At 50.5% G+C, this 25255-nt stretch carries 27 protein-coding genes; 14 read left to right on the top strand and 13 right to left on the bottom strand.

The window, feature by feature from the left end:
• Positions 1-83: 83 nt before the first annotated feature.
• From OCU43_RS13390 to OCU43_RS13355, 8 genes are all read left to right on the top strand, one after another.
• On the top strand, positions 84-398 hold the full coding sequence (locus OCU43_RS13390) for a hypothetical protein (RefSeq protein WP_091356061.1): 315 nt from the start codon (positions 84-86) through the stop codon (positions 396-398).
• A gap of 109 nt (positions 399-507) precedes the next feature.
• Entirely contained in the window at positions 508-1104 is a 597-nt protein-coding gene (locus OCU43_RS13385) for a M15 family metallopeptidase (protein ID WP_091356058.1), read from the top strand.
• 103 nt (positions 1105-1207) lie between these two features.
• Positions 1208-1675, top strand: a complete 468-nt coding sequence (locus OCU43_RS13380) for a zinc ribbon domain-containing protein (RefSeq protein ID WP_091356055.1) — start codon at positions 1208-1210, stop codon at positions 1673-1675.
• A gap of 80 nt (positions 1676-1755) precedes the next feature.
• Positions 1756-2088, top strand: a complete 333-nt coding sequence (locus OCU43_RS13375; protein WP_091356053.1) for a YnfA family protein — start codon at positions 1756-1758, stop codon at positions 2086-2088.
• Positions 2089-2116: 28 nt separating this feature from the next.
• Positions 2117-2500, top strand: a complete 384-nt coding sequence (gene gloA2, locus OCU43_RS13370) for an SMU1112c/YaeR family gloxylase I-like metalloprotein (protein WP_091356048.1) — start codon at positions 2117-2119, stop codon at positions 2498-2500.
• Between the two features lie 36 nt (positions 2501-2536).
• On the top strand, positions 2537-2845 hold the full coding sequence (locus OCU43_RS13365) for a DUF1272 domain-containing protein (protein WP_091356045.1): 309 nt from the start codon (positions 2537-2539) through the stop codon (positions 2843-2845).
• 59 nt (positions 2846-2904) lie between these two features.
• Positions 2905-3456: a DinB family protein gene (locus OCU43_RS13360; RefSeq protein WP_091356044.1), complete on the top strand. Its 552-nt coding sequence runs from the start codon at positions 2905-2907 to the stop codon at positions 3454-3456.
• A gap of 8 nt (positions 3457-3464) precedes the next feature.
• Complete coding sequence (locus tag OCU43_RS13355) at positions 3465-3833, top strand: DUF2306 domain-containing protein (RefSeq protein WP_091356041.1); 369 nt, start codon at positions 3465-3467, stop codon at positions 3831-3833.
• Between the two features lie 21 nt (positions 3834-3854).
• Here the strand turns inward: OCU43_RS13355 and OCU43_RS13350 are convergent, their stop codons facing one another.
• The 10 genes from OCU43_RS13350 to OCU43_RS13305 form a co-directional block, all read right to left on the bottom strand.
• Positions 3855-5060 (bottom strand): multidrug effflux MFS transporter, encoded by a 1206-nt coding sequence (locus OCU43_RS13350; RefSeq protein ID WP_091356038.1) that lies wholly within the window; start codon positions 5058-5060, stop codon positions 3855-3857.
• 118 nt (positions 5061-5178) lie between these two features.
• A complete protein-coding gene (locus tag OCU43_RS13345; protein WP_091356036.1) occupies positions 5179-6519 on the bottom strand; it encodes an aspartate aminotransferase family protein in 1341 nt (446 codons plus the stop codon).
• Positions 6520-6701: 182 nt separating this feature from the next.
• On the bottom strand, positions 6702-7412 hold the full coding sequence (locus OCU43_RS13340; protein WP_091356033.1) for a response regulator transcription factor: 711 nt from the start codon (positions 7410-7412) through the stop codon (positions 6702-6704).
• Between the two features lie 154 nt (positions 7413-7566).
• A complete protein-coding gene (locus OCU43_RS13335; RefSeq protein ID WP_091356030.1) occupies positions 7567-9042 on the bottom strand; it encodes a tripartite tricarboxylate transporter permease in 1476 nt (491 codons plus the stop codon).
• A gap of 20 nt (positions 9043-9062) precedes the next feature.
• Complete coding sequence (locus OCU43_RS13330) at positions 9063-9629, bottom strand: hypothetical protein (protein WP_245756522.1); 567 nt, start codon at positions 9627-9629, stop codon at positions 9063-9065.
• Between the two features lie 80 nt (positions 9630-9709).
• On the bottom strand, positions 9710-10657 hold the full coding sequence (locus tag OCU43_RS13325) for a tripartite tricarboxylate transporter substrate binding protein (protein ID WP_091356028.1): 948 nt from the start codon (positions 10655-10657) through the stop codon (positions 9710-9712).
• Positions 10658-10679: 22 nt separating this feature from the next.
• Positions 10680-11168 carry a universal stress protein gene (locus OCU43_RS13320; RefSeq protein WP_091356026.1) on the bottom strand — a complete coding sequence of 163 codons (489 nt, stop codon included), beginning with the start codon at positions 11166-11168 and terminating at the stop codon, positions 10680-10682.
• 511 nt (positions 11169-11679) lie between these two features.
• On the bottom strand, positions 11680-12960 hold the full coding sequence (gene tyrS / locus OCU43_RS13315) for a tyrosine--tRNA ligase (RefSeq protein WP_091356023.1): 1281 nt from the start codon (positions 12958-12960) through the stop codon (positions 11680-11682).
• Between the two features lie 67 nt (positions 12961-13027).
• Complete coding sequence (locus OCU43_RS13310; protein ID WP_091356020.1) at positions 13028-14440, bottom strand: aldehyde dehydrogenase family protein; 1413 nt, start codon at positions 14438-14440, stop codon at positions 13028-13030.
• Positions 14441-14514: 74 nt separating this feature from the next.
• The gene (locus OCU43_RS13305; RefSeq protein ID WP_091356259.1) at positions 14515-15783 is read right to left on the bottom strand and encodes an alginate export family protein; all 1269 of its coding nucleotides are present in this window, start codon (positions 15781-15783) and stop codon (positions 14515-14517) included.
• A 395-nt stretch (positions 15784-16178) separates the two neighbouring features.
• Between OCU43_RS13305 and OCU43_RS13300 the strand changes: the two genes are divergently transcribed.
• Positions 16179-17642 carry a succinate-semialdehyde dehydrogenase gene (locus OCU43_RS13300; protein WP_091356017.1) on the top strand — a complete coding sequence of 488 codons (1464 nt, stop codon included), beginning with the start codon at positions 16179-16181 and terminating at the stop codon, positions 17640-17642.
• A 93-nt stretch (positions 17643-17735) separates the two neighbouring features.
• On the opposite strand, the gene hpaR is transcribed toward OCU43_RS13300, so the two are convergent.
• Both hpaR and OCU43_RS13290 read right to left on the bottom strand, forming a co-directional pair.
• Positions 17736-18167, bottom strand: a complete 432-nt coding sequence (gene hpaR, locus OCU43_RS13295; protein WP_091356014.1) for a homoprotocatechuate degradation operon regulator HpaR — start codon at positions 18165-18167, stop codon at positions 17736-17738.
• 88 nt (positions 18168-18255) lie between these two features.
• Positions 18256-19098: a DMT family transporter gene (locus tag OCU43_RS13290; RefSeq protein WP_091356011.1), complete on the bottom strand. Its 843-nt coding sequence runs from the start codon at positions 19096-19098 to the stop codon at positions 18256-18258.
• A gap of 177 nt (positions 19099-19275) precedes the next feature.
• Between OCU43_RS13290 and OCU43_RS13285 the strand changes: the two genes are divergently transcribed.
• Positions 19276-19839, top strand: a complete 564-nt coding sequence (locus OCU43_RS13285; protein WP_091356007.1) for a hypothetical protein — start codon at positions 19276-19278, stop codon at positions 19837-19839.
• A 65-nt stretch (positions 19840-19904) separates the two neighbouring features.
• Positions 19905-20873, top strand: coding sequence for a 23S rRNA (adenine(1618)-N(6))-methyltransferase RlmF (gene rlmF, locus OCU43_RS13280; protein WP_091356004.1), 969 nt, complete (start codon positions 19905-19907; stop codon positions 20871-20873).
• Positions 20874-21324: 451 nt separating this feature from the next.
• Here the strand turns inward: rlmF and OCU43_RS13275 are convergent, their stop codons facing one another.
• A complete protein-coding gene (locus OCU43_RS13275) occupies positions 21325-22758 on the bottom strand; it encodes an aminotransferase-like domain-containing protein (RefSeq protein ID WP_091355998.1) in 1434 nt (477 codons plus the stop codon).
• Positions 22759-22922: 164 nt separating this feature from the next.
• Between OCU43_RS13275 and OCU43_RS13270 the strand changes: the two genes are divergently transcribed.
• The 3 genes from OCU43_RS13270 to OCU43_RS13260 all read left to right on the top strand — a co-directional run bounded on the left by OCU43_RS13270 (position 22923) and on the right by OCU43_RS13260 (position 25174).
• Positions 22923-23180 (top strand): DUF1127 domain-containing protein, encoded by a 258-nt coding sequence (locus OCU43_RS13270; RefSeq protein ID WP_245756521.1) that lies wholly within the window; start codon positions 22923-22925, stop codon positions 23178-23180.
• Between the two features lie 85 nt (positions 23181-23265).
• Entirely contained in the window at positions 23266-23874 is a 609-nt protein-coding gene (locus OCU43_RS13265; RefSeq protein WP_091355993.1) for a CBS domain-containing protein, read from the top strand.
• Between the two features lie 142 nt (positions 23875-24016).
• Positions 24017-25174 (top strand): type III PLP-dependent enzyme, encoded by a 1158-nt coding sequence (locus OCU43_RS13260; protein WP_205210285.1) that lies wholly within the window; start codon positions 24017-24019, stop codon positions 25172-25174.
• The last annotated feature ends 81 nt before the right edge of the window (positions 25175-25255 follow it).

The raw sequence follows: 25255 nt of genomic DNA, 5'->3' as shown, positions 1-25255 counted from the left end.
ATCGTCTGCGCAATAGATTTTTTGAACAAATGTTTAAATCCCATCTACACTCAATAAAGTTGAGTCGGTTGAAGGGAAAAATAATGGACGAGATCTCAGCAGGTGCAGTTCAGTTAAAACCTGAATATATCGTTGGTCTTTCCATTCTGGCAACGGTGGGATTAGTGGCGATGTGGGGGCTGTTCTGGCACTCGGTGGCTAAATCTCAGTCGAATGTGATGGATATTCTCAAGAGTCCGTCATTTTTTAAAACCGTGACGGTCATGGGTGTTATCGCTGCCACCGTGGTGTTGAGCCTGGCGGGCAGACTTGAAGGTAATATTACCGGTGCAATTCTGAGTGGGATTGCCGGATATGTGTTGGGGCAGCTGTCGGGTAAACATGAAAACGAGAAGTAGGCTGCAATGACCTTTCACTCCCTGGCGGGTTGATATCTGCCATAAGGAGCCCCTCCGGTTTATAACGCTGAAGTCAGATTCTATCACTTGAAAAGGAGGAGTCTTTACCATGCGACGATCTGAAATAGTCCGTTTACAGGAACGAGTGGGTACTCTGGGGGATGGCTTCTGGGGGCCGATGAGTATCGCTGCTTGTCAGCAGCACCTGAAGAGTATGATGCCCTCTCCCCACCCGTTTCCGGTTGAAGGCTCGCCGGAGTTTACCGAGTTTTATGGCCCCCATGGCGATAAAGATTACAGCCCTCCCAGTGAGAAAATTAGGCTGCCCTTTACGCTCTATTATGGTGATAAGCCGGTGAAATCCCTGTGGGTGCATGCCAGATGCGCCGCAAGTTTGCTGCGGGTTTTTGAGCGGTTAGCAGAGGTCTATCCTGATAAAGCATCCCGCGAAAGGGCAGGCATTCTTATCTACAATGGGCTTTATAATCCCCGCTTAAAGCGCAACAGTCTGAACTCATGGTCGATGCACGCCTGGATGAACGCCATCGATATTAATGCTGGCAAAAATGGTAATAAAACCTCATGGCCAGTGAACGCATCAATGCCGATTGAGGTTATGGAGTGTTTTGCTCAGGAGGGTTGGTTGTCTGCCGGGGCGTTCTGGGGGCGCGATGCGATGCATTTTCAGGCGACAGCACCGTTATAATGAATTACCTGTTATCCTGCCACTGAAGAGGGGTAGCCTCCAGTCGGCTGGTAGTTGATATACCGCAATCTCTGAAAATAATGACGACGGGTGGAACCCAAAGATGGCAATGATTAAATGTGAAGAGTGCGGCCACGCGATATCTGATAAAGCGGAGCATTGTATCAGTTGTGGGTATCCCTCAGGTTCTGCCATTGAGGAACCAGCAAAACAGACGGGGGCGAGTGGTGCCTGGTCTGCCGTGACCCGTTCCAGAACACCGATCAATCTGTTTGCTATCGCGATGATGTGCTGTGCATCGATTCTGGGAATGAGTGCCACCCAGATTGATAGTCCTGAATCGCTGAAAGCGTTTACCTATACGCTGCATGTGTTCATGGCGGTGACCGGAATGTTCTTTGTCACCATTCTCTTCTGCCGTAAAGGTGTTTATCATCCGGATGATCTGGCGAAAGCGAAACGTGATGGCCTCAGCGATGAGATGGGGCCGGACCAGCCGGTGATCGCTGCGGTAGTGATTATTATAATGCTGAGCGCTTACGCTGCTTTTCAGGCGGTATACGCTAGCTGAATATTTCCGGCTGGGGTACTGACGCAGATTTACTGACCGATTCCCGGTTATATTATCCAGCCAATGGACGTTCTCTTTTTATGTTTGAAATTAAAACCATCGCCCTTTTTATGGTCACAGCCGTTGCTGAGATTGTTGGCTGCTATCTGCCATACCTCTGGCTTAAACAGGATAAGAGTATCTGGCTGTTGCTTCCTGCAGCGCTTAGCCTGATGCTGTTTGCCTGGCTGTTATCCCTGCATCCTACCGCCGCCGGGCGGGTTTATGCGGCCTATGGCGGTGTCTATATCGTTGTCGCGTTGCTCTGGTTATGGCTGGTGGATGGTATCAAACCGACCTCCTGGGATCTGCTTGGGGGGATGGTGGCACTGACCGGTATGGCGATTATTATGTTTGCACCAAAATCGCTTTAATTGCTTATCAGGGATACCAGGAGATCATATGTTAGCTGGCGTACACCATGTTGCGATCATCTGTTCAGACTACCCACAGTCGAAACATTTCTATGTGTCGATACTGGGGTTAGAGGTAATCGCTGAAAATTACCGGGCGGATAAAGATTCATACAAGCTCGATCTCAGGCTGCCCGATGGTCGTCAGATTGAACTGTTCTCTTTCCCTGACCGTCCCGCCAGACCCAGCTATCCGGAAGCTCTGGGGCTTCGTCATCTGGCATTTTTAGTGGGTTCCATTGACGCGGCTGTGGCGCATTTAAAGCAGCACGGTATTACTACAGAGCCTGTCCGCACCGATGAATATACCGGCAAACAGTATACATTTTTCAGTGATCCGGATAATTTACCTCTGGAACTGTATCAATCTTAACTTGTTATCGATGTAATCGTTACCGGGGAGGTACAGATGCTAACGATTCGACCCAACTGTGAATGCTGTGATAAAGATCTGCCAGCTGACTCCACTGAGGCCTGCATCTGCAGCTATGAATGCACTTTCTGCCGTGATTGTGTGGCAAACAGGCTAAATAATGTCTGCCCTAACTGCGGCGGAGGATTCACCCCCAGACCGATCCGTCCTGCTTCGGAGCACCGTCCGGGGGTTAGCTTACAGCATCATCCGGCATCGACGGATCGGGTGCATACACCCTACAGCCCGGCAGAGATCAGAGCATTTACTGATTCAGTAAAATCGATTAAACCGGAGAATCGTTAATTTACCTGTTTAGGGACCTATTGCTCAGCAGGACGGCCCAGAACCAAAGGAAAATGTTAATGAACATCAGACAGCATTTCATGCTGATGGCGGATTACAACATGCGTATGAATGGTCAGGTATATGATGCCTGCGCCAGGCTGGATGCGAGTAGTTTAACGGCAGACTGTGGTGCATTTTTTGGCTCAGTGCTGGGGACTCTCAACCATATTCTGGTGGGGGATCTGCTGTGGCTGTCTCGATTTTCGCGCCATTCAGACCGTTATCATGCGCTGATCAGTTTGACTGATTTGCCACAGCCAGAACAACTGAATGATACTCTCTTTGCCGATCTTTCATCATTGAAAAACGCCCGCACCAGAGTTGATAGCGCGATCAAACAGTGGTTATCTGAGGAAACTCTGGACAGTGACTTTAATCGCACTCTGGTCTATGCCAACTCAAAAGGGGCGGTCAGTGAACGGGATTTCGGCGAATTAGTCAGTAACCTGTTTAATCACCAGACCCATCACCGGGGACAGGTTTCTACCCTGCTGAATCAGCACGCTCTCGATGTGGGAGTCACCGATTTTTTGATTGATATACCCGATCTGCTTAAAGACTCTGCATAGGCGAGAAGATGTACACCTATATTCATCTTACTGCGGCATTGTGGGCGTTGCTTGTTGGTCTGGTTCAGTTGTTCCGGAGCAAGGGAACGACGCTGCATAAGGGGCTGGGGTGGTCGTGGATGGCCGCGATGATTATCACATCCTTGTCCTCATTCTGGATCAGCGGATTTATCGACTGGTTTTATGGCTATGGGCCGATTCATCTGCTTTCGCTCTGGGTACTGATCTGTGTGGTTGTGTCCGTAAGGGCTGCCCGGCGAGGCAATATCCGCTACCACCGGTCCTTTGCCGTCGGGGCTTATCTGGGCACGGTTGGCGCGGCAATGGGGGCCGTCTTAATGCCGGGGCGTTTACTGCATGAGCTGTTTTTCGGTTAAATCTCTCTGCGCTTTAGCGGACTAGTGGTGCTGCTCACCCTGGCTGCCTTTGATCGCAAAAAACGATGCCATCAGAGCCAGAAACAGCAGCACCGTTGGCAGCATATAGATACTGATAGCGATCAGGAGGGGGGTTATCTGCGCCACCAGTGAACCGATGGTCAGTTGCATAAAACCCAGCATCCCCGTTGCCGTAGCGACTGCGCCTGTGGTTGATGACACCGCTGCCGCCTGGGCATTGGGTTGAATCAGCCCGCGGCCGAAAGTAAACAGTGCCATCGGCAGAAACAGCGCAGCAAAGCTGAGGGGGAACAGGTTAAACAGCGCTAGCATCAGCACCGCACCACCGGCCGATAGTGCACAGCCATAGAGCATCATTTTTCGGGTGCCGATGGTGGCAGAAATTTTTCCCGCCACCAGGCTTCCCAACCAGAATCCACCGGCAACCATCAGAAACCAGTTACCGTAATCGGCTGAGTTTCCCATCAATATGGCATCGACGATAAAGGGTGAACTGTTCATAAAGACAAAAAAACCGCAAGCGGCCATGGTGGCAGACAGTGCGCAGTAGATATAACTACGGGAGGAGAGAACGGTCTTATAGCGACTAAAGCTACTCAGCAGAGTGCCACTGCCTTTTTGATGCCCGGCGGTTTCGGGTAAGCGCAACAGCGCCCCCAGCCAGACAATGCTGCCCAGAACCATAGACACCCAGAAAACCGATTGCCAGCCGACCGCCAGGTTAAGATAGCCACCCATTGTGGGTGCCACTGCCTGAGCGGTCGCTATACCCATGGTGATATAGCCCAGCATGCCGGCGGCTTTGTCTTTACCATGCTGGTCCAGAATAATACTGCGGGCCAGCAGCATGCCGGTACAACCCCCGGCGGCCTGCAGTATACGGGCCAGCAACAGATGCCAGGCTTCGAATGCAAAAATACCGATCAGTCCGCCAATAATATGCAGCAGGAAACCCCAGAAAAATACCGGTCGGCGGCCATAGCGATCTGCCAGAGGACCACTGATCAGTTGTCCGATCGCCAGTGTGAGCAGGTAGAAGGTATAACCGAGCTGAATGATAAAGGGGGTAGTGTTGAACTGTTCAGCCAGCACTGGCATAACAGGTGCGTAGAGATTAAGCGCCACCGGACTGGCAATGGCCATACCGGCTAACAGTGCGACAGGGGTTTTTATCTGGACAGTTTGGGTATTACTGGATGTCGGCATATTCTGTAACTGAAAATACTTAATAAGTTAACAGAATACAGGAAGGGTGATGAGACCGCCAGATTAACTGGCGGTCCCGAAGGGTGTTCTAATGACGGAATGCCATTGCAGATGATGCTTAACGGTCGACCTCAGTGAAGCCTTGCAACAGTGCAGCAACCATCTTATCAACCTCCTCTGTACCAATTGTCAGCGGTGGAGAGATGATGATTTTGGTGCCAACCGGACGGGCAATAACGCCTTCACGCAGGGCGACAGCGGCGATCTGATTGGCAAAGCCACCCATTGGATCGATCGGGGTACGGGTTTTTTTGTCGCTGACCAGGTCGATAGCTACCATCAGACCTTTACCGCGTACTTCGCCTACGGATGGGAAGTCGCTGAGTGCATTTTTCAGCTTGGCTTTCAGGTCTTCACCCTGAACAGCGGCATTGCCTGGCAGATCTTCATCCTGAACAATCTTCAGAGAGGCCAGCGCAGCGGCGCAAGCGACCGGGTGACCGGAGTAGGTGTAACCGTGCATCACTGCACCACTGAAGTTTTCACAGCTCTCGATACCTTTAGCAACCCGTTCGTTGATAACGGTGGCACCAAGAGGGATATATCCGGAGTTAATACCTTTAGCAAAACACTGGATATCGGCGGCAACACCCCATCCACGCACACCAAACATGCTGCCGGAACGACCGAAACCGGTCACAACTTCATCGGCAATCAGCAGAACGCCGTATTTATCGCAGACTTCACGAATCAGCGGCCAGTAGTTCGCCGGGGGAACGATAACGCCACCAGCACCCTGGACAGGTTCAGCAATAAAGGCGGCAACGGTTTCAGGCCCCTGGAAGATAATCTCAGCTTCCAGTTGCTTAGCACACAGCTGACCCAACTCTTCAGGGTCTTCACAGTTCCACGGGTTACGGTACAGCCATGGCGCATCAATATGAACACAACCAGGCAGGACAGGCTCATAGTTGGTACGGAATACGGTGTTACCATTGACGGAGGCTCCGCCGAAGTGAACGCCGTGGTAGCCTTGTTTCAGCGAGATGAATTTATAGCGTTGTGCCTGGCCGACGGCTTTCCAGTACTGCCGGGAAACCTTTAGTGCGGTTTCGACCGCATCAGAGCCACCGGAGCTGTACATGACCCGCGCCATACCTTCAGGCTTAGTCATCTCAATGATCAGATCAGACAGTTCTTTGACACGGGGATGGGTGACACCATCAAAGATCTGGAAATACTCCAGTTCATCCAGCTGAGCTTTAATCGCGTCTTTAACTTCAGTCCGGTTATGTCCGACGTTAACGTTCCACAGGCCGCCGACACCGTCAACCAGCCACTGACCTTCGCGATTCTGAACGTAGTTGCCGTCACCTTTAACAATTTCAAGAGTGCTGTGCGAACCTGGAACGCCCGGATGTACCATCGGGTTCCATAACGTTTTTGATTTTTCACTCATAACATAACTCCGGATGCTTCTTTTATTAATTCCGTAGCGATACAGGTGAGTGCTGACAATTCCAGCAATGCTACGGGGTTGAGTTAAGTATGAATGGATCAGTTGAACAGGGTATCAACCAGAAGGTTGATAAAGGAGTAATTTGTCGCCGGTCAGCTCATCCCTGAGACTGAAAGTTCTGATCAGTGCTGGTTATACAGTTGAGAGGTTATTTCAGTTTTACTGTTAACCCCGGTTTTGCAAAAGATATGCTGCAGATGGGTTTTTACCGTTGCCAGACTGCAATCAAGACTGGCGGCGATGGTTTTGTTAGGCAGGCCCTGACTGACCAGCTCGACAACCATGCGCTCTTTAGGGGTGAGCTGGTACTGCTCACAAAAGCTTTCAAACTGGCTATGTTTTGGTGCATCCAGACTCTGTTCCAGTGAAAACTGCATAAACTGATGCAGTTGCTGGGCTTTACGAAGATCTTCACTGCGCATCTCAGGTTGTTGTTTTGAGGTGAACAGGGCAAATCCTGCAATCAGTTTGTTATCAACCCGTAAAAACAGCTCAACAATATCCTGTACGCCCCAGGGGGAGATAAAGTCCCGATAGTAGGGGTGATGATAGCGCTCCTGGCTGTTCACCAGATCGTTCATTTTGACCACCGTAGCGTCAGTTTGCTCAACAAACTGAGTCGGGTGCAGGGGATCCATCTTATAGAAGGTATCCATATACTGCCGGTGCATTGCCGGCTGCAGCTGCCATGTTTTATAGCAGATAGGTTTTCGCTGATTGTCGACCAGATAGGTGACAGCCTTGGATACATTAAGAACCCCGGTCAGGAGCGACAGACATTCATCCTGAAAACTGTACAGACCAGCAGGGTAAATATTGTTGTTTGTTTTCATTACCGGATCTCCTGATTTAAATCAAGAGATTCAGAATACGTCAACTGACCGCCAAAAACAACTTAATATATTAAGTTGTTTTTGGCGGTCTGCGATTTGCGATTGTATTTATTCGTTTAGTATTTGATCAATAAGTGGTTTTCCACTCAATAATCTAACGCTTTGCTTTCAGGGTGCTCCACAGATAGACCGTAATGGACAGGATAATCATTGAGAACAGAGTCAGGCTGATAGGGCGACTGACAAAAATACTCAGATCGCCATCGGCCACGCCCATTGCCTGACGGAAGCGTGTCAGGAATACGGGACCCAGAACCAGACCGAGAATGATCGGCACGGCTGGGATGTCATTTTTACGCAGAATATAGCCAAACACGGCAAAGCCCAGCGCTATCAACGCATCAGAGAACTGATAATTCTGGCTGTAGCTGCCGACAAACCCCAGCACCAGTATAAAAGCGCCGATAAAACGTCCCCGGATACGGGTGAGGTTAACGATCCATTTAGTTGCGAATGTCAGGTAGATAAATACCACGATATTCATCAGGAACAATGAGATATAGAGGCCCGAGATAAACTCCGGACGCTCGGCGAACAGGGTCGGGCCAGGCACATAGTTATGTACCATGAATACAGCCAGAAGCATCGCCATCAGCGCATCTGCTGGGATACCAAATGCCAGCAGAGGAATCATCACAGATGCCGTTACCGCATTGTTGGATGTTTCTGATGCGATAATACCTTCCGGAGCACCATTACCAAACAGTTCAGGAGTTTTGGAAAACTTTTGCGCCAGGGTATAGGAGAAAAACTGCGAACCAAACTCGCCGACACCGGGCAGCAGCCCCATGACAACCCCTAAAGCAGCAGAGCGAAATACGGTGATTTTGTGTTTCATAAGCACAAAAAAACCGCCGAACAGACCCTCTCCCTCAAGTTTGGTGACACTGGAATCGTTGCCACGGGCAGAGAGCAGGACAAATGCCTGAGACATGGCAAACAAGCCGATAACCGCTGGTACCAGTGGAATACCGTTGAGCAGCCATTCCTGATGGAAGGTGTATACCTGAGTGCTGAATGAGCGGTCGAGACCAATGGTGCCGAGAAAGATACCCAGTCCCAGCATCATGGCGGCTTCGATAACATGCCGGCGGTGCGCCAGCACAACAAAGATCATCCCCAGCGCCGAGAGCATGGCGAATTCGGCAGAGCCGAACAGGCGGGCAACCTGAGACAGAACCGGGGCCAGCAATACCAGTGATAAAACACTGATAATGCCACCGACAAAGGATGACGTGTAAGCGATAGACAGGGCTTTCTTTCCCTCGCCCTTTAACGTCATCGGATAACCGTCATAGGTGGTTAACACCGCGACCGGGGTGCCCGGCGTATTCATCAGGATGGCGGGGATTGCACCGCCGTACCAGGCGCCTCCGTATACCCCCAGCAGCAGCGATACGCCGGCCAGTGGTTCCATCGAAAAACTAAGAGGCAACAGGATTGCAATGACACCAGCAGGCTCAAGCCCGGGGATCGAACCGATAGTGACGCCGATGAGTGCGCCGATAACAATAGCCAGCATCACATTGAGTGTGCCAACCTCATTCAAACCTAATAGCAGGGTTTCCATAGCAGAATTACGTCTTAAACTTAAAGGTATTGGTTAGCAAAGTCAGACCAGAGATCCGGTAGCAGGCTGTACAGCCAGACATCCGGCAGCCAGAGACTGACGCCAACACGGAAAATCAACACCATGACTGTCAGTGTACCCAGGGTTGCGAGGAACCAGGTTCGGTCCAGCAGTCTGCACATCCACAAAAGTGTCGTGGTGAATAAAAGAGTTGAGAGTACAAAGCCAAGCACTGACAGAGTGTTGATATAGAGAAAAAACAGAGCCGCCGAGATCAGCGCTGTACGGTAACTGCTCAGGGTGTCAAACAGTGATTCAGTAATATTCCACCGCTTGAGAAAACCGCTTTTTAATGACTCGATCACCCTGACGCTGGTGAATATCGCTAATAGCAAAAGCCCTACAGATGAACCGAACATCGGCTGTAAAAACCAGCCGCGACTTGTATGAATCAAGGGTGCCTGAAAAGGCAGTAAACCCAGCAATATCAGGGACAGAGCAAGGATACACCAGTAAATACCGTAGTGTTTTTCCGGAGTCAGCTCATCTGTGTCAATCTCTGTGGTATTTTTAACCTGACTGCTCATGAGTTTTACCATTATTATTATGGGTTAACAGGGAGAAATACGGCAGCAGGAAAACCTGCCTGCTGCCGTGACTGGTGGGATTACTCTTTCATGTAATCCAGCAAGGACTTAGACGCTTCGTAGTCTTTAGTAACAACCTCTTCTGCGAATTTACCGCCGATCCAGTAGATACCTGCACCGGTCGTCGCACTCAGCTCTTTAACCCGATCGCTGGAAAGAGCTTTCTCAGCAATCTCCGCGATACGCTGTTTAACCGCTTCAGGGGTGCCTTTCTTAACAAACAGACCGTTCCAGGTTGTCTGGCTGATACCGGTTTGTTCGTTTAGTGTTGGGACGTCAGGCGCAATGCTCAGTCGATTACGGGTCAGCGATGCCAGTAATTTAACGTCGCCTGATTTCAGACACGCCAGAATCTGCTGCGTCGTGGTGTTAATGACATCCGCATCGCCATTTGAAAGGGTAGAGCAGTCATTCGAATCAAACGCCGCATTAGAGGAGAATTTTATACCCTCCTGGGCCGCAACTTTAAAGGTGATCGCTGTTGGCAGTGCCTGATAGCCAAAGTGGCCCAGAGATACATCGTGAGTCTGGGAGTATTCGGCCAGCTCCTCAATGTTGTTGTACTTAGAGTCCGCCTTCGTGGCCAGCACAAATGGATAATCCAGGAAGATACCGACAGGCTCAAAGGTATCTTTGTCGTAGGGGGCATTACCTGACAGCAGATGAGTTGTCAGAATATCAATGACAAAAGAACCGATGGTGAGACCATCTGCACGGGCACGGGCGACGTCAGAAGCCCCCACAATACCAGCCCCCCCTGGCTTGTTAACGACGGTGGTTGGCTTGCCGGTTTCTTTTGCCATATCTTCCGCAATGATGCGGGTCAGGATGTCTTCAAGATCACCTGGAGGCCATGGCACTACGAACTTTACCGGACGGTTAGGATAGTCGGAGGCCTCTGCAACTGACCCCATAAATGGAGCGGTTGCAAGCGCAGCCAGAGCACATACCTTTATTATTTTCTTCATGGATATTCCTCGGGAGTTAATCTTAGTTTTGTTTAGTGTGTTTTTTTAATGGAACAATCAATACAGGTATTTCACTGTGATGAATGACTTTCTGAGCGGTTGAGCCCAGAAAAACTCTTGAGACTGAAGAGACTTCCCGATCACCCATGACGATCATGCTGGCATTCAGCCGTGCGGCCGCTTTCAGAATAACCTGGTCAGGTTTTCCGGGGGATACCTGAATCGTGGGCGGATAGGGGAGTTCGAAATCCTCTTCGAGCTCGCTTTTAAGAAACTCTTTAATACGCATGCCGATGCGTATTTTGAAACTCTCGATAAGTTGGTTCTTATGCTTGAGCGAGGCGTTTACCGGCAAGAAATCATCGATAAAATCATCCATTGGCTCAATGGCGTGTAGAAAGACTATCTGCGCGTTGTTATTGATCGCTTGTTTGACTGCCATGCGAAACGCAGGTCGGCTGCCCTCACTGATATCACTGGCGTACAGAATTGTGTTGATCTCAGGTAGCATGATTAATCTTCCCGCTGAATTCCTCTTCTGTCTCATTACAGAGGAAAACTCTGCGACTGAGTATCAACCATAAGGTTGACCGGTTTATTGAGGTGCTGTTTAAAAAAAAGCCTGCAGAGCAGGCTTGTAAAATGTGCTTCATGACGAAGCACTACCGCATTAACTCTGTAAACAGGAGGTTTCTCTGCCCGCCTGTATTCATCGAACTGTTGATAGATCTATTTAATCAGTATTCTGACCCGCACGGCCATCGACCAAAGGGTTGATCTCAGTGTTTGGATATGAGAAGCAAAAAAAAAGAGCTTACCGGGGTAAGCTCTGAAAAATCTTCAAGAAAGAAGAGGTGCTGCCAATACTGTTGACAAGGCTGGAGCCGCGAGCATCCGCCAGTATTGGCAAGCGTCTGCTAAGCCAGTACAACAGACACCGATATTAGGCCAGCATTACTCTCCGATCGATATCGACCAAAGGGTTGAGCCGGGCAGTGCTTCAGTGGTGAACAGAACGCTTTTTAGCTTTGCCTGAGACAGCCCATTGAGAACTGTTTTTTCCCCCGGCGCAGCAGCAGAAAACGGCCATGTAGCGCCAGCCTGGCAGTCATCGCCTGGTCCGCCTCATTGACCACTGAACCGTTCAGTTGAACTGCGCCGGATGAGACAAACTCCCGTGCCTGACGGCGAGATGTCGCCAGCCCTGAACTGACCAGCAGGTCGGTCAGGGTCATCGCCTCAGTGACTTCGCAGGTGGGCAGACCATCTTGTTCCAGCTGTTGCAGCTCTTCCCGCGTAAGTGTATCGACTGAACCGCTGAACAGTGCTTCAGAGATTCGCCGGGCCTGCTCAAGTGAGCGCTCGCCGTGCACCAGACGGGTCATCTGTTCTGCAAGAATGCGCTGAGCCTGCGGTTTTGATTCACTCAACTGGTCGGTTTGCTCTATCTGTTCAATCTCTGTGAGGGGTAAAAAGGTGTAATACCGCAGGAACCGATAGACATCCGCATCTGCGGTGTTGATCCAGAATTGGTAAAAACTGTAGGGTGAGGTTTTTTCCGGGGCCAGCCAGATAGCACCGGATTCTGTTTTACCAAATTTGGTACCATCGGCTTTGGTGATCAGTGGCAGGGTCATCCCGAACACCTGAGCACCATTGAGTCGCCGGGTCAGGTCAATACCGGCAGTGATGTTACCCCACTGATCATTACCGCCGATCTGCAGCGAGCACTCATAGCTGCGGTTAAGCTCGGCAAAATCGTAAGACTGCAGCAAACTGTAGGAAAACTCGGTAAAAGAGATCCCCTGATCCGGGCGTTCAATACGCTGACGCACCGATTCCTTGTTGATCATGGCATTCACCGAGAAATGTTTGCCGATATCACGCAGAAAACTCATGATATCCATGCTGCCCATCCAGTCACGATTATTTGCGATCATGGCTGATTCAGCGCCGCAGTCGAAGTCGATAAAGCGGGCGAGCTGATTACTGATGCTCTGAATCCACTGATCAACCGTTTCAACCGTATTCAGACTTCGTTCTGTGGCTTTAAAACTGGGATCGCCAATCATTCCGGTTGCCCCGCCAATCAGTGCGATAGGCCGGTGTCCTGCCTGTTGAAAACGTTTAAGCATTAACAACGGTACCAGGTGACCAATATGCAGGCTGTCTGCGGTTGGATCAAACCCACAATACAGGGTTCGTGTTTGTTGCAGATGTTCAGTCAGTTTTTCGGCATCGCCGCTTTGCTGGGCGATCAGTCCACGACCTTTAAGGTCGTCAATAAGGTTTATATCGGTCATCGTTTTTGTGTCATAGATATAGGAAAAAGCGGGGGAATCTGCCCCCGCAGAACCACTGGCTGAGGGACTATTTATTGATATTGAGTACCTGCATCTGGGTATATTCCAACATCCCCTCTTCACCAAACTCGACACCAAAGCCGGACATCTTACAGCCGCCAAAGGGCGCGTGGGGCAGTACTTCAGCGTGTCCGTTGATCCACGCGGTGCCACACTCAAGCTGACTGGCGATCTGCGTAGCTTTCTCAATATCTGCGGACCATACTGATCCACCCAGGCCAACAGTGGCAGAGTTCGCCCGGGCCAGAGCATCTTCCACGTCGGTAAAACGAATAACAGGCAGTACCGGGCCAAACTGCTCTTTATCAACGAGAGGGACACCATCGGTAATGTCCGCAACAATGGTTGGCGGATAGAAATAGCCATTGCCTTCCAGTGGTTCGCCGCCGCAGATAATGCGCGCACCGTTGGCTTTTGCATCGTCTACCAGCTCGCTGACGATTCTGAACTGGTTGGCGTTTTGTATCGGGCCGAATGTGGTTCCAGCTTCAAGACCGTTACCAACAATCTGTGCCTGAGCAATCTCAGCCAGCTTGTTACATAGTGCATCATAGATGTCGTCATGCACGTAAAGACGCTTGAGCGCCGCACAGGTCTGTCCCATATTCAGGAATGCGGTCTGGAAGATCCCCTCGGCAATCGCATCAACATCGACATCCGGCAGGACGATGGCGGCATCGTTGCCACCCAGCTCCAGCGTCAGACGTTTAAGGTTGGCTGCGGCACTGCTCATAATCCGCTGTCCGGTAGGGGTTGATCCGGTAAAGACGATTTTACTGATACCCGGATGGCTACTGATCGCGCCGCCAATTTCAGCCTGACCAGTTACCACGTTTACCACGCCTGCAGGCAGGACTTCGTTGATCAGCTCAACCAGTCGCAGGGTGTTCAGTGGCGTATATTCTGATGGTTTGCAGATGACGGTATTACCGGTGCGCAGTGCAGGCATGATGTGCCAGATAGCGATCATCAGTGGCCAGTTCCACGGCGTGATAGAGGCAACAACCCCCAGCGGCTTGTGGTGTGCTTCAATCCGTTTGTGCTCGCTGTCCTCGATAATTTTTACCGGAATAGTCAGGTCTGCATTGTAGCGGGTCCAGGCGACCGCTCCCCCGACTTCTGCCTGAGCCAGAAACATCGGCTTACCCTGCTCCAGAACAATGATCTCCGCCAGCTCATCAGCATTGGCTTCAATCAGATCAGCAATCTTATGCATCAGAGACTGGCGTTCTGCATCGGATGTGTGCTGCCAGGTTTTAAAGGCATGGGTGGCTGCGGCAACGGCCTGATCCAGTTGTTCGACCGACGCGAGAGGGGCAGACACAATAACCTCTTCGGTCGCCGGGTTGATTACGTCAAAGGTGCCTGCTGCGCCAGCAAGTTGTTTACCGTTAATGGTTAATGAAAAAGAGGTCAGCATCTCGGTTCTCCTGGAGATAAGTGAGCCCTGCAAGTGCAGGGCTCTGTTATAGTTATATAGAAATAGCCCGATATTTAGAAAGGAACGATAGCGATAACCTGAGCATAGAGGTTATCGTCGTTGGTGTTCTGAGTAGCATTATCGCTATCAGGGGTATAAACACCGATCAATGGGCTGATGATCAGATGATCATTCACTACCCACTCAGCGTACAGATCCACTTCCTGTCCATCGGAGTTCGCGCCAAAGGAGGTTGAGTTGCTGAAATCAAAGAACAGTGCGCCAACAGACAGCATCTCTGTAGGAGAGGCTTTCAGTGCAACATGCTGGATCTCGGCAGAAGTACCGAATGGACCGGCGTAGTTGGCCGCAACCTCACCCTGGAACCAGGTGCCGTAGCCGCGATTAAATCCGTAAAACAGAGAGTCGAAGTTATCCTCATACTTGGTATAACGGTAGGTCAGTTGTGGAGACCAGGCGACATCAGCAAAGGTCCAGCCAGCTTCGGCATACCAGGCGTTTGCATCGGCAGAGTTGTCGCCCTGAGACTGATCGGCGTATTCAGCTGACAAAAACAGGTTGTCAACGCCAGCATTACCCTGATAACGAACGCTCACTGTTTTCTGGCCGTCGCGTGCACTGTTGCCAACCGCTCCAAGCCCTTCTATGTAAGTCGCACCAAAAGTACCTTTCCCGGTGATGTACTCGACATTCGCGCCTGCCAGTTCCATCTCTGCCTGTGCGGTATTATCAGAGTGCAGATAGAACAGATCGCCACGCAGACCCTCTTCACCACCAATGCGTGCAATCGCAGTTTGATCAAACGCTTTCCGGGCTGCCAGCCAGTATGCGCCCCCACGGTTAGAGTCTGGGAAGACTCCTTCACCCAGGTTCAGGGCGTCGCCGTTGATCAGGAAACCATCACCGATTGAGAAGTTCTGGCGGCCGATTGAAAGGTCAACCATGCCTGCCCGAAACCCGATGTAAGCATCTTCAAGTGCCGTACGGCGTTCGCTACCATCGGTATTACCGCCAGCATCACCGTCACCCCATGTACCGGATGACACAAAGTTGATGCCGCCATAAAGAGAGTTCACATCATCGATAGTCTTGCTGCCGCTAAAGCCTGCTTTGAGGTAACCTTCCTGCCAGTCAGAGCCGTCACCCATTTTACCGAAATAGTTTTCCTGACTGCTAAACGTGCCCACAACTGCTTCGATATCCAGGTTCAGTTCAGAACCGTTGTCACTATACAGGTTATAAGCAGAGGCTGAGCCTGACGCCAGGGCAATCGCTGAGCCCAGGGCTACGGCAGAGAGCTTTTGTTTAAAGTGTTGTGTCATCGACATGATCCTCCGGGGGATTCCTGGTATTTTTTTTATGGCAGCGGAGGTTGCTGAAGGGGGTAGACAACCACATATGCTGCAGCTTTATTCGACCCCTTATTCGATTTAAAAGTAATCAACCGTATGGTTGATATCCCCTGTGGGATGTTATTCCTGTCTTCTGAGCAGGTTGTCTATATTTCAGGTCAGACACTCATGGTGAGTGATGGCTCAACATAAACGGTAAGCCCCATTCTTATGGCACCGCTTTATCGGGTAAAAGCATAGCCATAAAGGGCCTGATGGAATCAGCTATTATAAAACTTAACATGTTAAGTAATTATGTGTATTATGACAGACTAAATTGATTCTAACGGGACACAGCAGCCCGACAACGTTAAAAAGAGATAGCTATGAAATTAGATCTGAAAGATTCCTCGTTGCTGAAGACTCAGGCGTTTATTGGCGGGCAGTGGCTTGATGGCGATGCGGGTGAAACCTTCTCGGTTTTGAATCCGGCCACCGGTGATGTTGTTGCCGATGTGGCCAGTGTCGGGCAAGCTGAGACTGCCCGGGCGATTGCGCTGGCTGATGCTGCCATGCTGGAGTGGAAAGCCCGCCCGGCAGGGCAGCGCTCTGAGATACTGGAACGCTGGCATGCTCTGATTATCGACAATATCGATGATCTGGCCGCGATTATGACCATCGAGCAGGGCAAGCCGGTTTTCGAATCTAAAGGCGAGGTACTTTACGGAGCGTCCTACCTGAAATGGTTTGCCGAAGAGGGCAAGCGTGTTTATGGTGACGTTCTGCCTTCTGCCAGTGATCGTCGTAGCATCGTTATCAAGCAGCCTGTCGGTGTTGTGGCGGCGATTACGCCATGGAACTTTCCCAATGCGATGATCACCCGTAAAGCGGCTCCTGCACTGGCTGCTGGTTGTGCCATCGTCCTGAAACCGGCAGCAGAAACACCTCTGTCTGCACTGGCGCTGGCGGAACTGGCGAAGCGCGCGGGCCTGCCTGCGGGTCTGTTCAGCGTTCTGCCAAGCTCACGTTCTTCATCCGTGGGTGGTGAGATGACCTCTAACCCGACGGTTAAAAAGCTGACCTTTACCGGTTCTACTCCGGTGGGCAAACTGCTGATGAAGCAGTGTGCCGATACCGTTAAGCGCACCTCTATGGAGCTGGGTGGCAATGCACCGGTCATTATCTTCGATGATGCGGATCTGGATCTGGCGGTCCAGGGTGCTCTGGCATCCAAATACCGTAATTCCGGACAGACCTGTATCTGTGCCAACCGGCTGCTGGTGCAGGAGGGGATCTATGATGCCTTCGTGGAAAAGTTTGCCGCGGCGGTGAAAGAGTTCCGTCTGGGTTATGGTTTTGATGCGGATACAACTCACGGACCTGTTGTGTCTAAGAAAGCGTTGGGTGATATCGATGCGATTGTCAGGAATGCGGTGGAGCAGGGGGCTAATGTCGTTACCGGTGGTCAGCCTTCAGAACTGGGTAACTGCTTCTACGAGCCAACCGTACTGACCAACGTAAATGACGCGATGAGTATCTTCTCTGAAGAGATCTTTGGCCCGGTGGCGCCGGTGTTTAAGTTCAGCACCGAGGAGCAGGCGATTGCGATGGCCAACGATACTGAGTTTGGTCTGGCGGCCTATCTGTATACTGAAAATGTCGGTCGTATCTGGCGGGTGTCAGAGGGGATCGAGTATGGCATGGTGGGCGTCAATGAAACGGCGATCAGCTCCGAGGTGATCCCTTTCGGTGGGGTGAAGGAATCGGGTCAGGGTCGTGAAGGTTCTAAATATGGTCTGGATGACTATCTGGAAACCAAGTATATCTGTATCGGCGGTTTACAGCGTTAATACGGTCGTTTATTGATTCGGTTGAAAAGTGGCTATGTCGCCACTTTTTCAGCTGAATCAGTCTTCAGCTGAATCAGTTTATCCCCTGAGGTTTCAGTCAGCGTGGCCTTCGAGTTCAGTGAGCTCCCTGAGCAAGCGGGTGAGCTGTTCGAGTTTTTCCGCTCCGTACTGCTCGGTAAACGCCCGGTAGCGTGAATCAACATCAGGACTAAGACGCTCAAACAGATTCAGAGCCTTGTCTGTGAGGCTTAGCAGCGTACGTCGCTGATCCTCTTCTGATTTTTTCCGTTTGATATAGCCCTGTTGCTCAAGGCGTTTGATAATGCCTGTCAGGCTTGGGCTGAGAATACAGCAATGCTCGGCTAACTGTTTCGATTCAAGTTCCTCATAGGCTTTGAGTGCTCTGAGAACACGCCATTGCTGCTCAGTAATATTGTTTTCCTGAAGCAGTGGACGAAAATATGCCATTGTCGCTTCCCGGGCTTTGAGTAGTTGCAGTGGCAGAGAGTCTTCGAATTTACGCATATGAGATTCTTAATATCTAAAGTATTTGTCTTATTCTTACGATTCAGCAGTGCTGATGCAAATGTTTTTTTAGCCGCGTGACACTAGCCTATTTTTTCCAGCGTATATAACCATGAATCAGCAGGGTAATGATGACCAGTGCCCCCCCCTGAAGCGCTGCCAGACTGGGCTCTTCACCGATAAACAACCACACCAGCAGTGGTCCGGAAGCTGTTTCCAGCAACATCAGCATACCCACTTCTGCTGCAGAAATACGCGTAGGACCTAAGGTAATCAGGACAAAAGCGGTGGGTACAACGATAACACACAATAACAGCATCCAGCCCCAATCGGCACCGGTCAGTGCCAGCGGTGAGGCAAAGAAAAGACTGGTAAGGCTGACCAGCAGACCTGAAGTGATCAGTGCCGGGGTCATATTCCGATGTTTTACGGCGCGGTCGTTAACAAACTTAGCCGCGAGAGCGATACCACAAAAGAGTGCCATCAGGTCCCCTTCGAGGTTTGGACTGGACCAGGAGTCTTTCATGACCCAGCCGATGCCCAGCATGGAGATCACTATCGCGATCCAGGTAATGGGCGCAGAGCGCTCACCAATAAACAGCCGCGCGATAATCGCTGCAAACAGAGGCTGGGCACTGATGATAACCAGGACATTGGCCACCGAGGTGTGATGAACCGCGGTGACAAAGAGTATTGAACAGATACTGTAAAACAGTGCTGAACGGATGCTGGCCCAGTCGCGATAAAAGAGCGGTTTTCCCGGGTAACGGTAGCGACACCAGAGAGCGACCATCAGAGCCAGCAGCAGGCCGCGCCAGAACAGCAGACTAAATGGTTCAGCCTGAATCAGCCTGATCAGCAGGGCATCAAAGCTCAGTACCAGCACGCCCAGAGAGGTGAGCAGGAGTCCTTTCAGGTATTCAGTATTCATCAGAGTCCTTCACCAGGTGAGTGTTGTTTTGTTTATGTCTGGCACCGACAGGGTCAGGCATTGTAACGATATTATTGTTAAAGGTCAGCGTTACTGATGGAGAAAACAGTACGGAAGTACCATAGAGCTTCCGCTTCATCCTCCTACACTTGATAGAGAATAATCAGGAGCGTTGAGATGAAAAAAATAACTAGAGGGTTAGTACTGTTTATTGCCCTGTGCGTCCCCATGGCACCGACCGTCGCGGCGGGCTTGAGCGAGGGAACCAGGCAGATCTATCTGCTGCAGAAAGATGGTACTGAGCAGTCTATTGGCGAGCTGGTGTTCAGCGCCACCCCGGCGGGGGCGTTCAGTTATAAGATGACTCTGGACCATCATCTGTTTAAAGATTACTTTCTCTCCATGAAAGAGATGAAGTGCCTGGAAGGGCCAGAACTCTGGTGTTTTATCCCTTACCCATATGAACAGCCCAGAACCGTCACTGCGGATGATCTCAGATGGCTGGAGCATGACCTGCTATTTATGTTTAAGAAGCCGGAAGCCTTTGGTGCCAATTTCTGGAACGGCATCTACTACAAAATGAAGTTAACCGATGAAGGTATTCGCGGTACTGCAAAGGCACTGGATCTCAATCTCCTGGCTTCGCCTCCCGATGATCTCTCTCAGCCGCCAGTGGGTGAGTATGATATAGATACGGCTGATCTGGAGAAACGCTGGTTGCCTTTTATCGAGATACGCTGACCGCTCTTTTTTGATCTGATATTAAGATACAATGCCCGGAATTCAACGCAGAGTGATTTCGGGTCATGGTTAAAGCACAGCATCCAGAGGGCAAACAGACGGCCCGGTTCCATCCTGACAACCCCCATCAGGGCCGCTATGATTTTGACCGGCTTTGTCAGGTTTGCCAGGAGCTCAGTCCCTATGTCTCGGTTAACCGGTTTGGCAGTCAGACAATCGATTTTCATGACGCTGATGCGGTTAAGGCGCTGAATAAAGCGTTGCTGATGCAGTGTTATGGCATCAGCTTCTGGGATATTCCCGCAGGCTATCTGTGTCCGCCCATTCCCGGGCGCGCTGATTATATCCATCATCTGTCAGATCTGCTGGCGACCGATAATGGGGGGATTGTGCCAAAGGGCCGCAAAATAACCGGACTGGATATCGGTGTAGGTGCTAACGGTATCTATCCCATTATTGGTTGTCGCACCTTTGGCTGGCAGTTTGTTGGCACTGATATAGATCCGATAGCTGTGAATACTGTAAATCTGATGGTTCAGACAAATCCAACTCTGCGGGGGCAGATAGAGTGTCGCTTACAAACAGACTCCCGGAATATTTTCAGACAGGTGATCAAGCCAGCGGATCGTTTTGATTTTACCCTTTGCAACCCGCCCTTCCATAGCTCCCCTCAGGCGGCAGAAGCTGGCAACCGGCGCAAACTGCGCAACCTCGGTAAACCCGCCTCCAGTGCTAAACTCAATTTTGGCGGGCAGAGTAATGAGTTGTGGTGTGACGGAGGTGAACTGGCTTTTCTGAAGCGAATGATTACTCAGAGCCGGGAATATTCACAGCAGTGTTATCTATTCAGTGCCCTGGTCTCCAAACACGAAAACATTATCCAGCTTAAGCGGGTATTAAAGAATAGCGGTGCGCGACGGGTGAGGGTGGTCAATATGTCGCAGGGGATGAAGGTCAGTCGATTGTTGAGCTGGACCTTTCTGCCTGAAGCTGAGCAGCTTTACTGGCGCGAGTTACACTGGGGCGATAAATAGACTATCGCCCTCAGCGGTATGGTTATCGGTTGCAGCGATCAGATTCGCGGTTGAAATTTACAAGTTTCAGTTGCAGGTAATAACCCTAGTGCTGTTGTTGTTGAAGCAGTTTTGCCGTGTTTTCTAACTCCTCCATATAATTAAGCAGATCCTCCGTAAGAATATCCGGATGTGCGTTAAGAAGGTGTCTGAGAGTTTCTAAGGGCGCAGGTGAACCCTGTTGTAAATTGTTGGTTATTGCTAGTAGCAGAGAGGTGAGCACCTCGAGACTTTTTACGCGTGACTCCAGGTTATATCCATCCACATTCAATCCCCCTTGGATTGCCATAAAAAACGACAACCACCTTCCCGGTAAGCTGTCTCCTGACGTATGAGTAAAGTCTAGTCAAAAATCCCAGAGTTTGGAGCGTAAATCATGAGATGTTTTCACGTGCAATTTAACTGGAGTAGTCTACTCATGAGGCAGCAGCGTCTGCGCCATCAGCTCTCTACTGAGTTGCCCTAACGTTACGATCGCTTTTTCCAGTGCCGGATTGGAACTGTTAACGCAACAGATCCGCATAAAGTTGCGGTATTTACCTGAAGCGGAGAACAACGTTCCCGGGGCGATACTGATGCCCCGTGCCTTTGCCCGGGTGTTCAGTTCATTGGAGTCAACCTGCTCAGGCAGTTCAACCCAGAGGAGGTAACCTCCCTGAGGGTAACTGATACGGGTGCCTTCCGGCATCTCCCGCTTTAACCAGCCGATCACCGCATCGCGGTCACGTTGATAATCCCGGCGAACCCGGCGCAGATGTTTTTCGTAATACCCCTGCGCGATGAATTCGGCCACCGCCATCTGGGTCAGCTTAGGGGTAGACAGACTGGAGAGGTATTTAACCATCATTATATGTTCCCGATAGCGTCCGGGGGAGATCCAGCCGACCCGTATGCCGGGTGCGATAGACTTGGAAAACGAGGAACAGAGGATCACCCGCCCCTGGGTATCAAAGGATTTAATGGTTCTCGGCCGGGGCAGGGTGTAACTGAGATCACCGTACACATCATCCTCAATCAGCGGCACATCATAGCGGTTCAGCAGTTCCAGCAGGCGGATTTTATTCTGGTCCGGCATTGAATAGCCCAGTGGGTTATTGTTGGTCGGCGTCAGCAGGCAGGCTTTTATTGGCCATTGTTCAAACGCCATTTCCAGTGCTTCAAGGGAGATACCGGTTTCAGGATGTGTGGGAATTTCCAGCGCTTTTACGCCGTTGATTTTAATCGCCTGAACCGAACCAAAGAAGCTGGGTGAATCAACTACCACAATATCGCCCGGTTCTGTCACCGCTCTCAGACTGCAGGACAGCGCTTCCTGACATCCTGAGGTGATAATGATCTCATCCGGGTGGATCCGGCAACCGGAGTCCACCATCACCCGGGCGATCTGATGGCGCAGCAGGTCAGAGCCTGCGGCATGCTCATAATCAAGCACATTGCGGTTGGCACTGCGGCTGAGTTCCGCCATGAGTCTTGTTAAGGGTTTCAGGGTGGCGGCATGAGTGTCAGGTAGCGCCAGGCTCAGCTTAGTGGTTTCCTGGCTGCCGTACTCATTGATCATATGTTGGAGTTTCTGCCATTGGGCAACCACCAGGGGTTGCGATGCCGGACTGCTGGTGGCTGGCAGTTCGGGTGGAGCCTGACGTAGTAAAACGTAATAACCCGATTTGGGGCGGGACTCAATAACGCCGTCATCAATGAGCAGTCCATAGGCTTCCTGCACGGTAGAGATACTGACGCCATGTTCCTGACTTAATCCTCTGACAGAGGGCAGTTTGTCTCCCTCGTGGTAATAACCGAGATCGATACGATCTTTAAGGGTTGTGGCAACTTGTTCATACAGTTTCATCAGAATGGTCCCATACAGTGTAAAAAGCAGTACAGATTATTGCGTTTAAACCAATACAGATAAGGAGTTTTCGAATCTGTATTGTGTTTTTAAAATTATTATTGAATCTGTAATGGTATCAGATATGTCCATAAACTGAAGCTCTGAATATGGAGGGCTTTACAATGTTTAAGATTCTTCTCCGGTTAAAGCAATACCGGCAAACCTATTACAGCAGACGCCTGCTCAGGCAACTGGATGACCGGGCGCTCAGTGATATCGGCGTAACCCGCTCGGAAGCAATGAGGGAAGCGCGCAGACCTTTCTGGGATTGTAAAACCGATGAGCTGAAAGACGATAATCAGTCTGTGCTGGTCGCTTACAGCGTTGTATCACTGACGTTGGTCGCCGGGTTGGGGCTGACCTTTTATCTGAGTTTTTAATGGCTTAACGATTAATATACTGGCAGGGCAGGGTAAAACAGAACTATGCTGTAAGGACACCATAAAATAACAACCGGAGGTGCCCGTGTTCCAGGAATTTTATCCTTTACGTTTACAGGACAATTGTGAAGTTGAGCATCTGCTCAGCCCTGAAGTCAGTCAGGAACCGATCAGTCTTCGCAGTCCTGCCAGTGAAGTTATGACCGATTTTAGTCAGACCGAGCCGATCACCGTAACCGAGGGCGTCTCCGTAGATGATGCTCTTGAACGGATGAAAAGCCAGCATGTGCGAATGCTGTTTGTTATCACGCTGGCAGGTCGGTTTGTGGGGGTTATCAGTGCCCAGGATATTGCCGGCAGCAAAGTGATCGTTTATATGCAAAACCACGGTGTCGCCCGGAATGAGGTGGCCGTAGGCCATATTATGCTGCACAAACAATACCTGCGTTCACTGACCTTTGATCAGATTCGTCACTCCCGCATCGGCGATATCATGCTGACACTGAAAAACTCCGGGGATCAGCATCTGCTGGTGGTCGATGAAACCGAACTGGGAATCAGACGTGTCCGGGGTATCATCTCAGCCAGCGATATCTCCCGTAAACTCAAGGTTGGATTTGAGATTATGTATGAAGCAAAGTCCTTCGCGGAGATAGAAAAAATTATAACGCAGGGCGGAGAAATGGTGGTTTGATTATAAGTGTAAAATTTATTTTCAGAAGCCGCTAAATTCACTTTACAGCTGAGACGTTTTAACTATACTGCGCGTTTTCTAATGGAGCTAACCCTCCTCTTGTCCGCCGGAGACACCGGCAGGAGTACAGGTAAAAATAGTGATGAAACTTCCGGATCATATCTCTGCTGAAAAATGGGCTCGCCTGAAAGCAGCGGCCGATCAGTATCAGACTCCATTCCAGTTAATCGATCTGCAAACCGTTGCAGAGAAGTATCAGGAACTGAAGAACGGATTTGACTTTGCCTCGATCTACTATGCGGTAAAAGCTAATCCACATCCTCAGATAGTGGGTCTGTTGGCGGGACTGGGTTCAAGCTTTGATATCGCTTCTATTTATGAACTGGATCAGGTGTTGTCGCATGGTGTCACTCCTGACCGGATCAGTTACGGAAACACGATTAAAAAGCGTGAAGATATTCGCTATTTTTACGATAAAGGTGTGCGCCTGTTTGCCACAGACTCAGAAGCTGACCTTGAAAATATTGCCCAATACGCACCGGGTGCGCGGATCTATATCCGTATTCAGACCGAGGGTGCGGAAGGTGCTGACTGGCCGTTGTCCCGTAAGTTTGGCTGCAACCCGGATATGGCGCTGGACCTGGCTATTCTGGCGAAGAAACTGGGATTGGAGCCTTATGGCATCTCTTTCCATGTCGGCTCACAGCAGCGCCTGATCGATGTCTGGGATGCGGCTATCGCGAAGGTGAAGGTGATCTTCGAACGGCTGCGCAGTGAGTGTGATATTGAACTGCGTATGATCAATATGGGTGGTGGATTTCCGGCGCAATATCTGACCAAAGCGAACGATTTTTCTGTTTATTGTGAAGAGATCACCCGTTATCTGATGGAAGATTTCGGTGATAACCCGCCGCAGATTATTCTGGAACCGGGTCGTTCCCTGGTGGGTGACAGCGGCTTGCTGGTCAGCGAGGTTGTGCTGATCTCCCGTAAATCTCATACCGCACTGAACCGTTGGGTTTACACCGATGTAGGATTGTTTAATGGCCTTATCGAGACCCTGGGTGAAGCGATCAAGTTTCCTCTGGAAACTGAGCGCGACGGCGAGTGCGAAGAGGTAGTACTGGCGGGGCCAACCTGTGACAGTATGGATATCATGTATGAAAACTATAAGTATGAGCTGCCGCTTTCCTTAGAGATTGGTGACCGGCTCTACTGGTTTTCTACCGGGGCGTATACAACCAGTTACAGTTCGGTTGAATTCAACGGTTTTCCTCCACTGAAGTGCTACTGCATCTGATCTTTGAATTTTTAAACCCGCTTCGGCGGGTTTTTTTATGTTCAATTGATTTATCTACACAGAATGAGAACCGATCCTTCA

The sequence above is a fragment of the Amphritea atlantica genome, from assembly GCF_024347255.1.
Lineage (GTDB): Bacteria > Pseudomonadota > Gammaproteobacteria > Pseudomonadales > Balneatricaceae > Amphritea > Amphritea atlantica.
The sequence above is the reverse complement of the archived record's forward strand: the minus strand, read 5'-3'. Positions and strand labels throughout refer to the sequence as shown.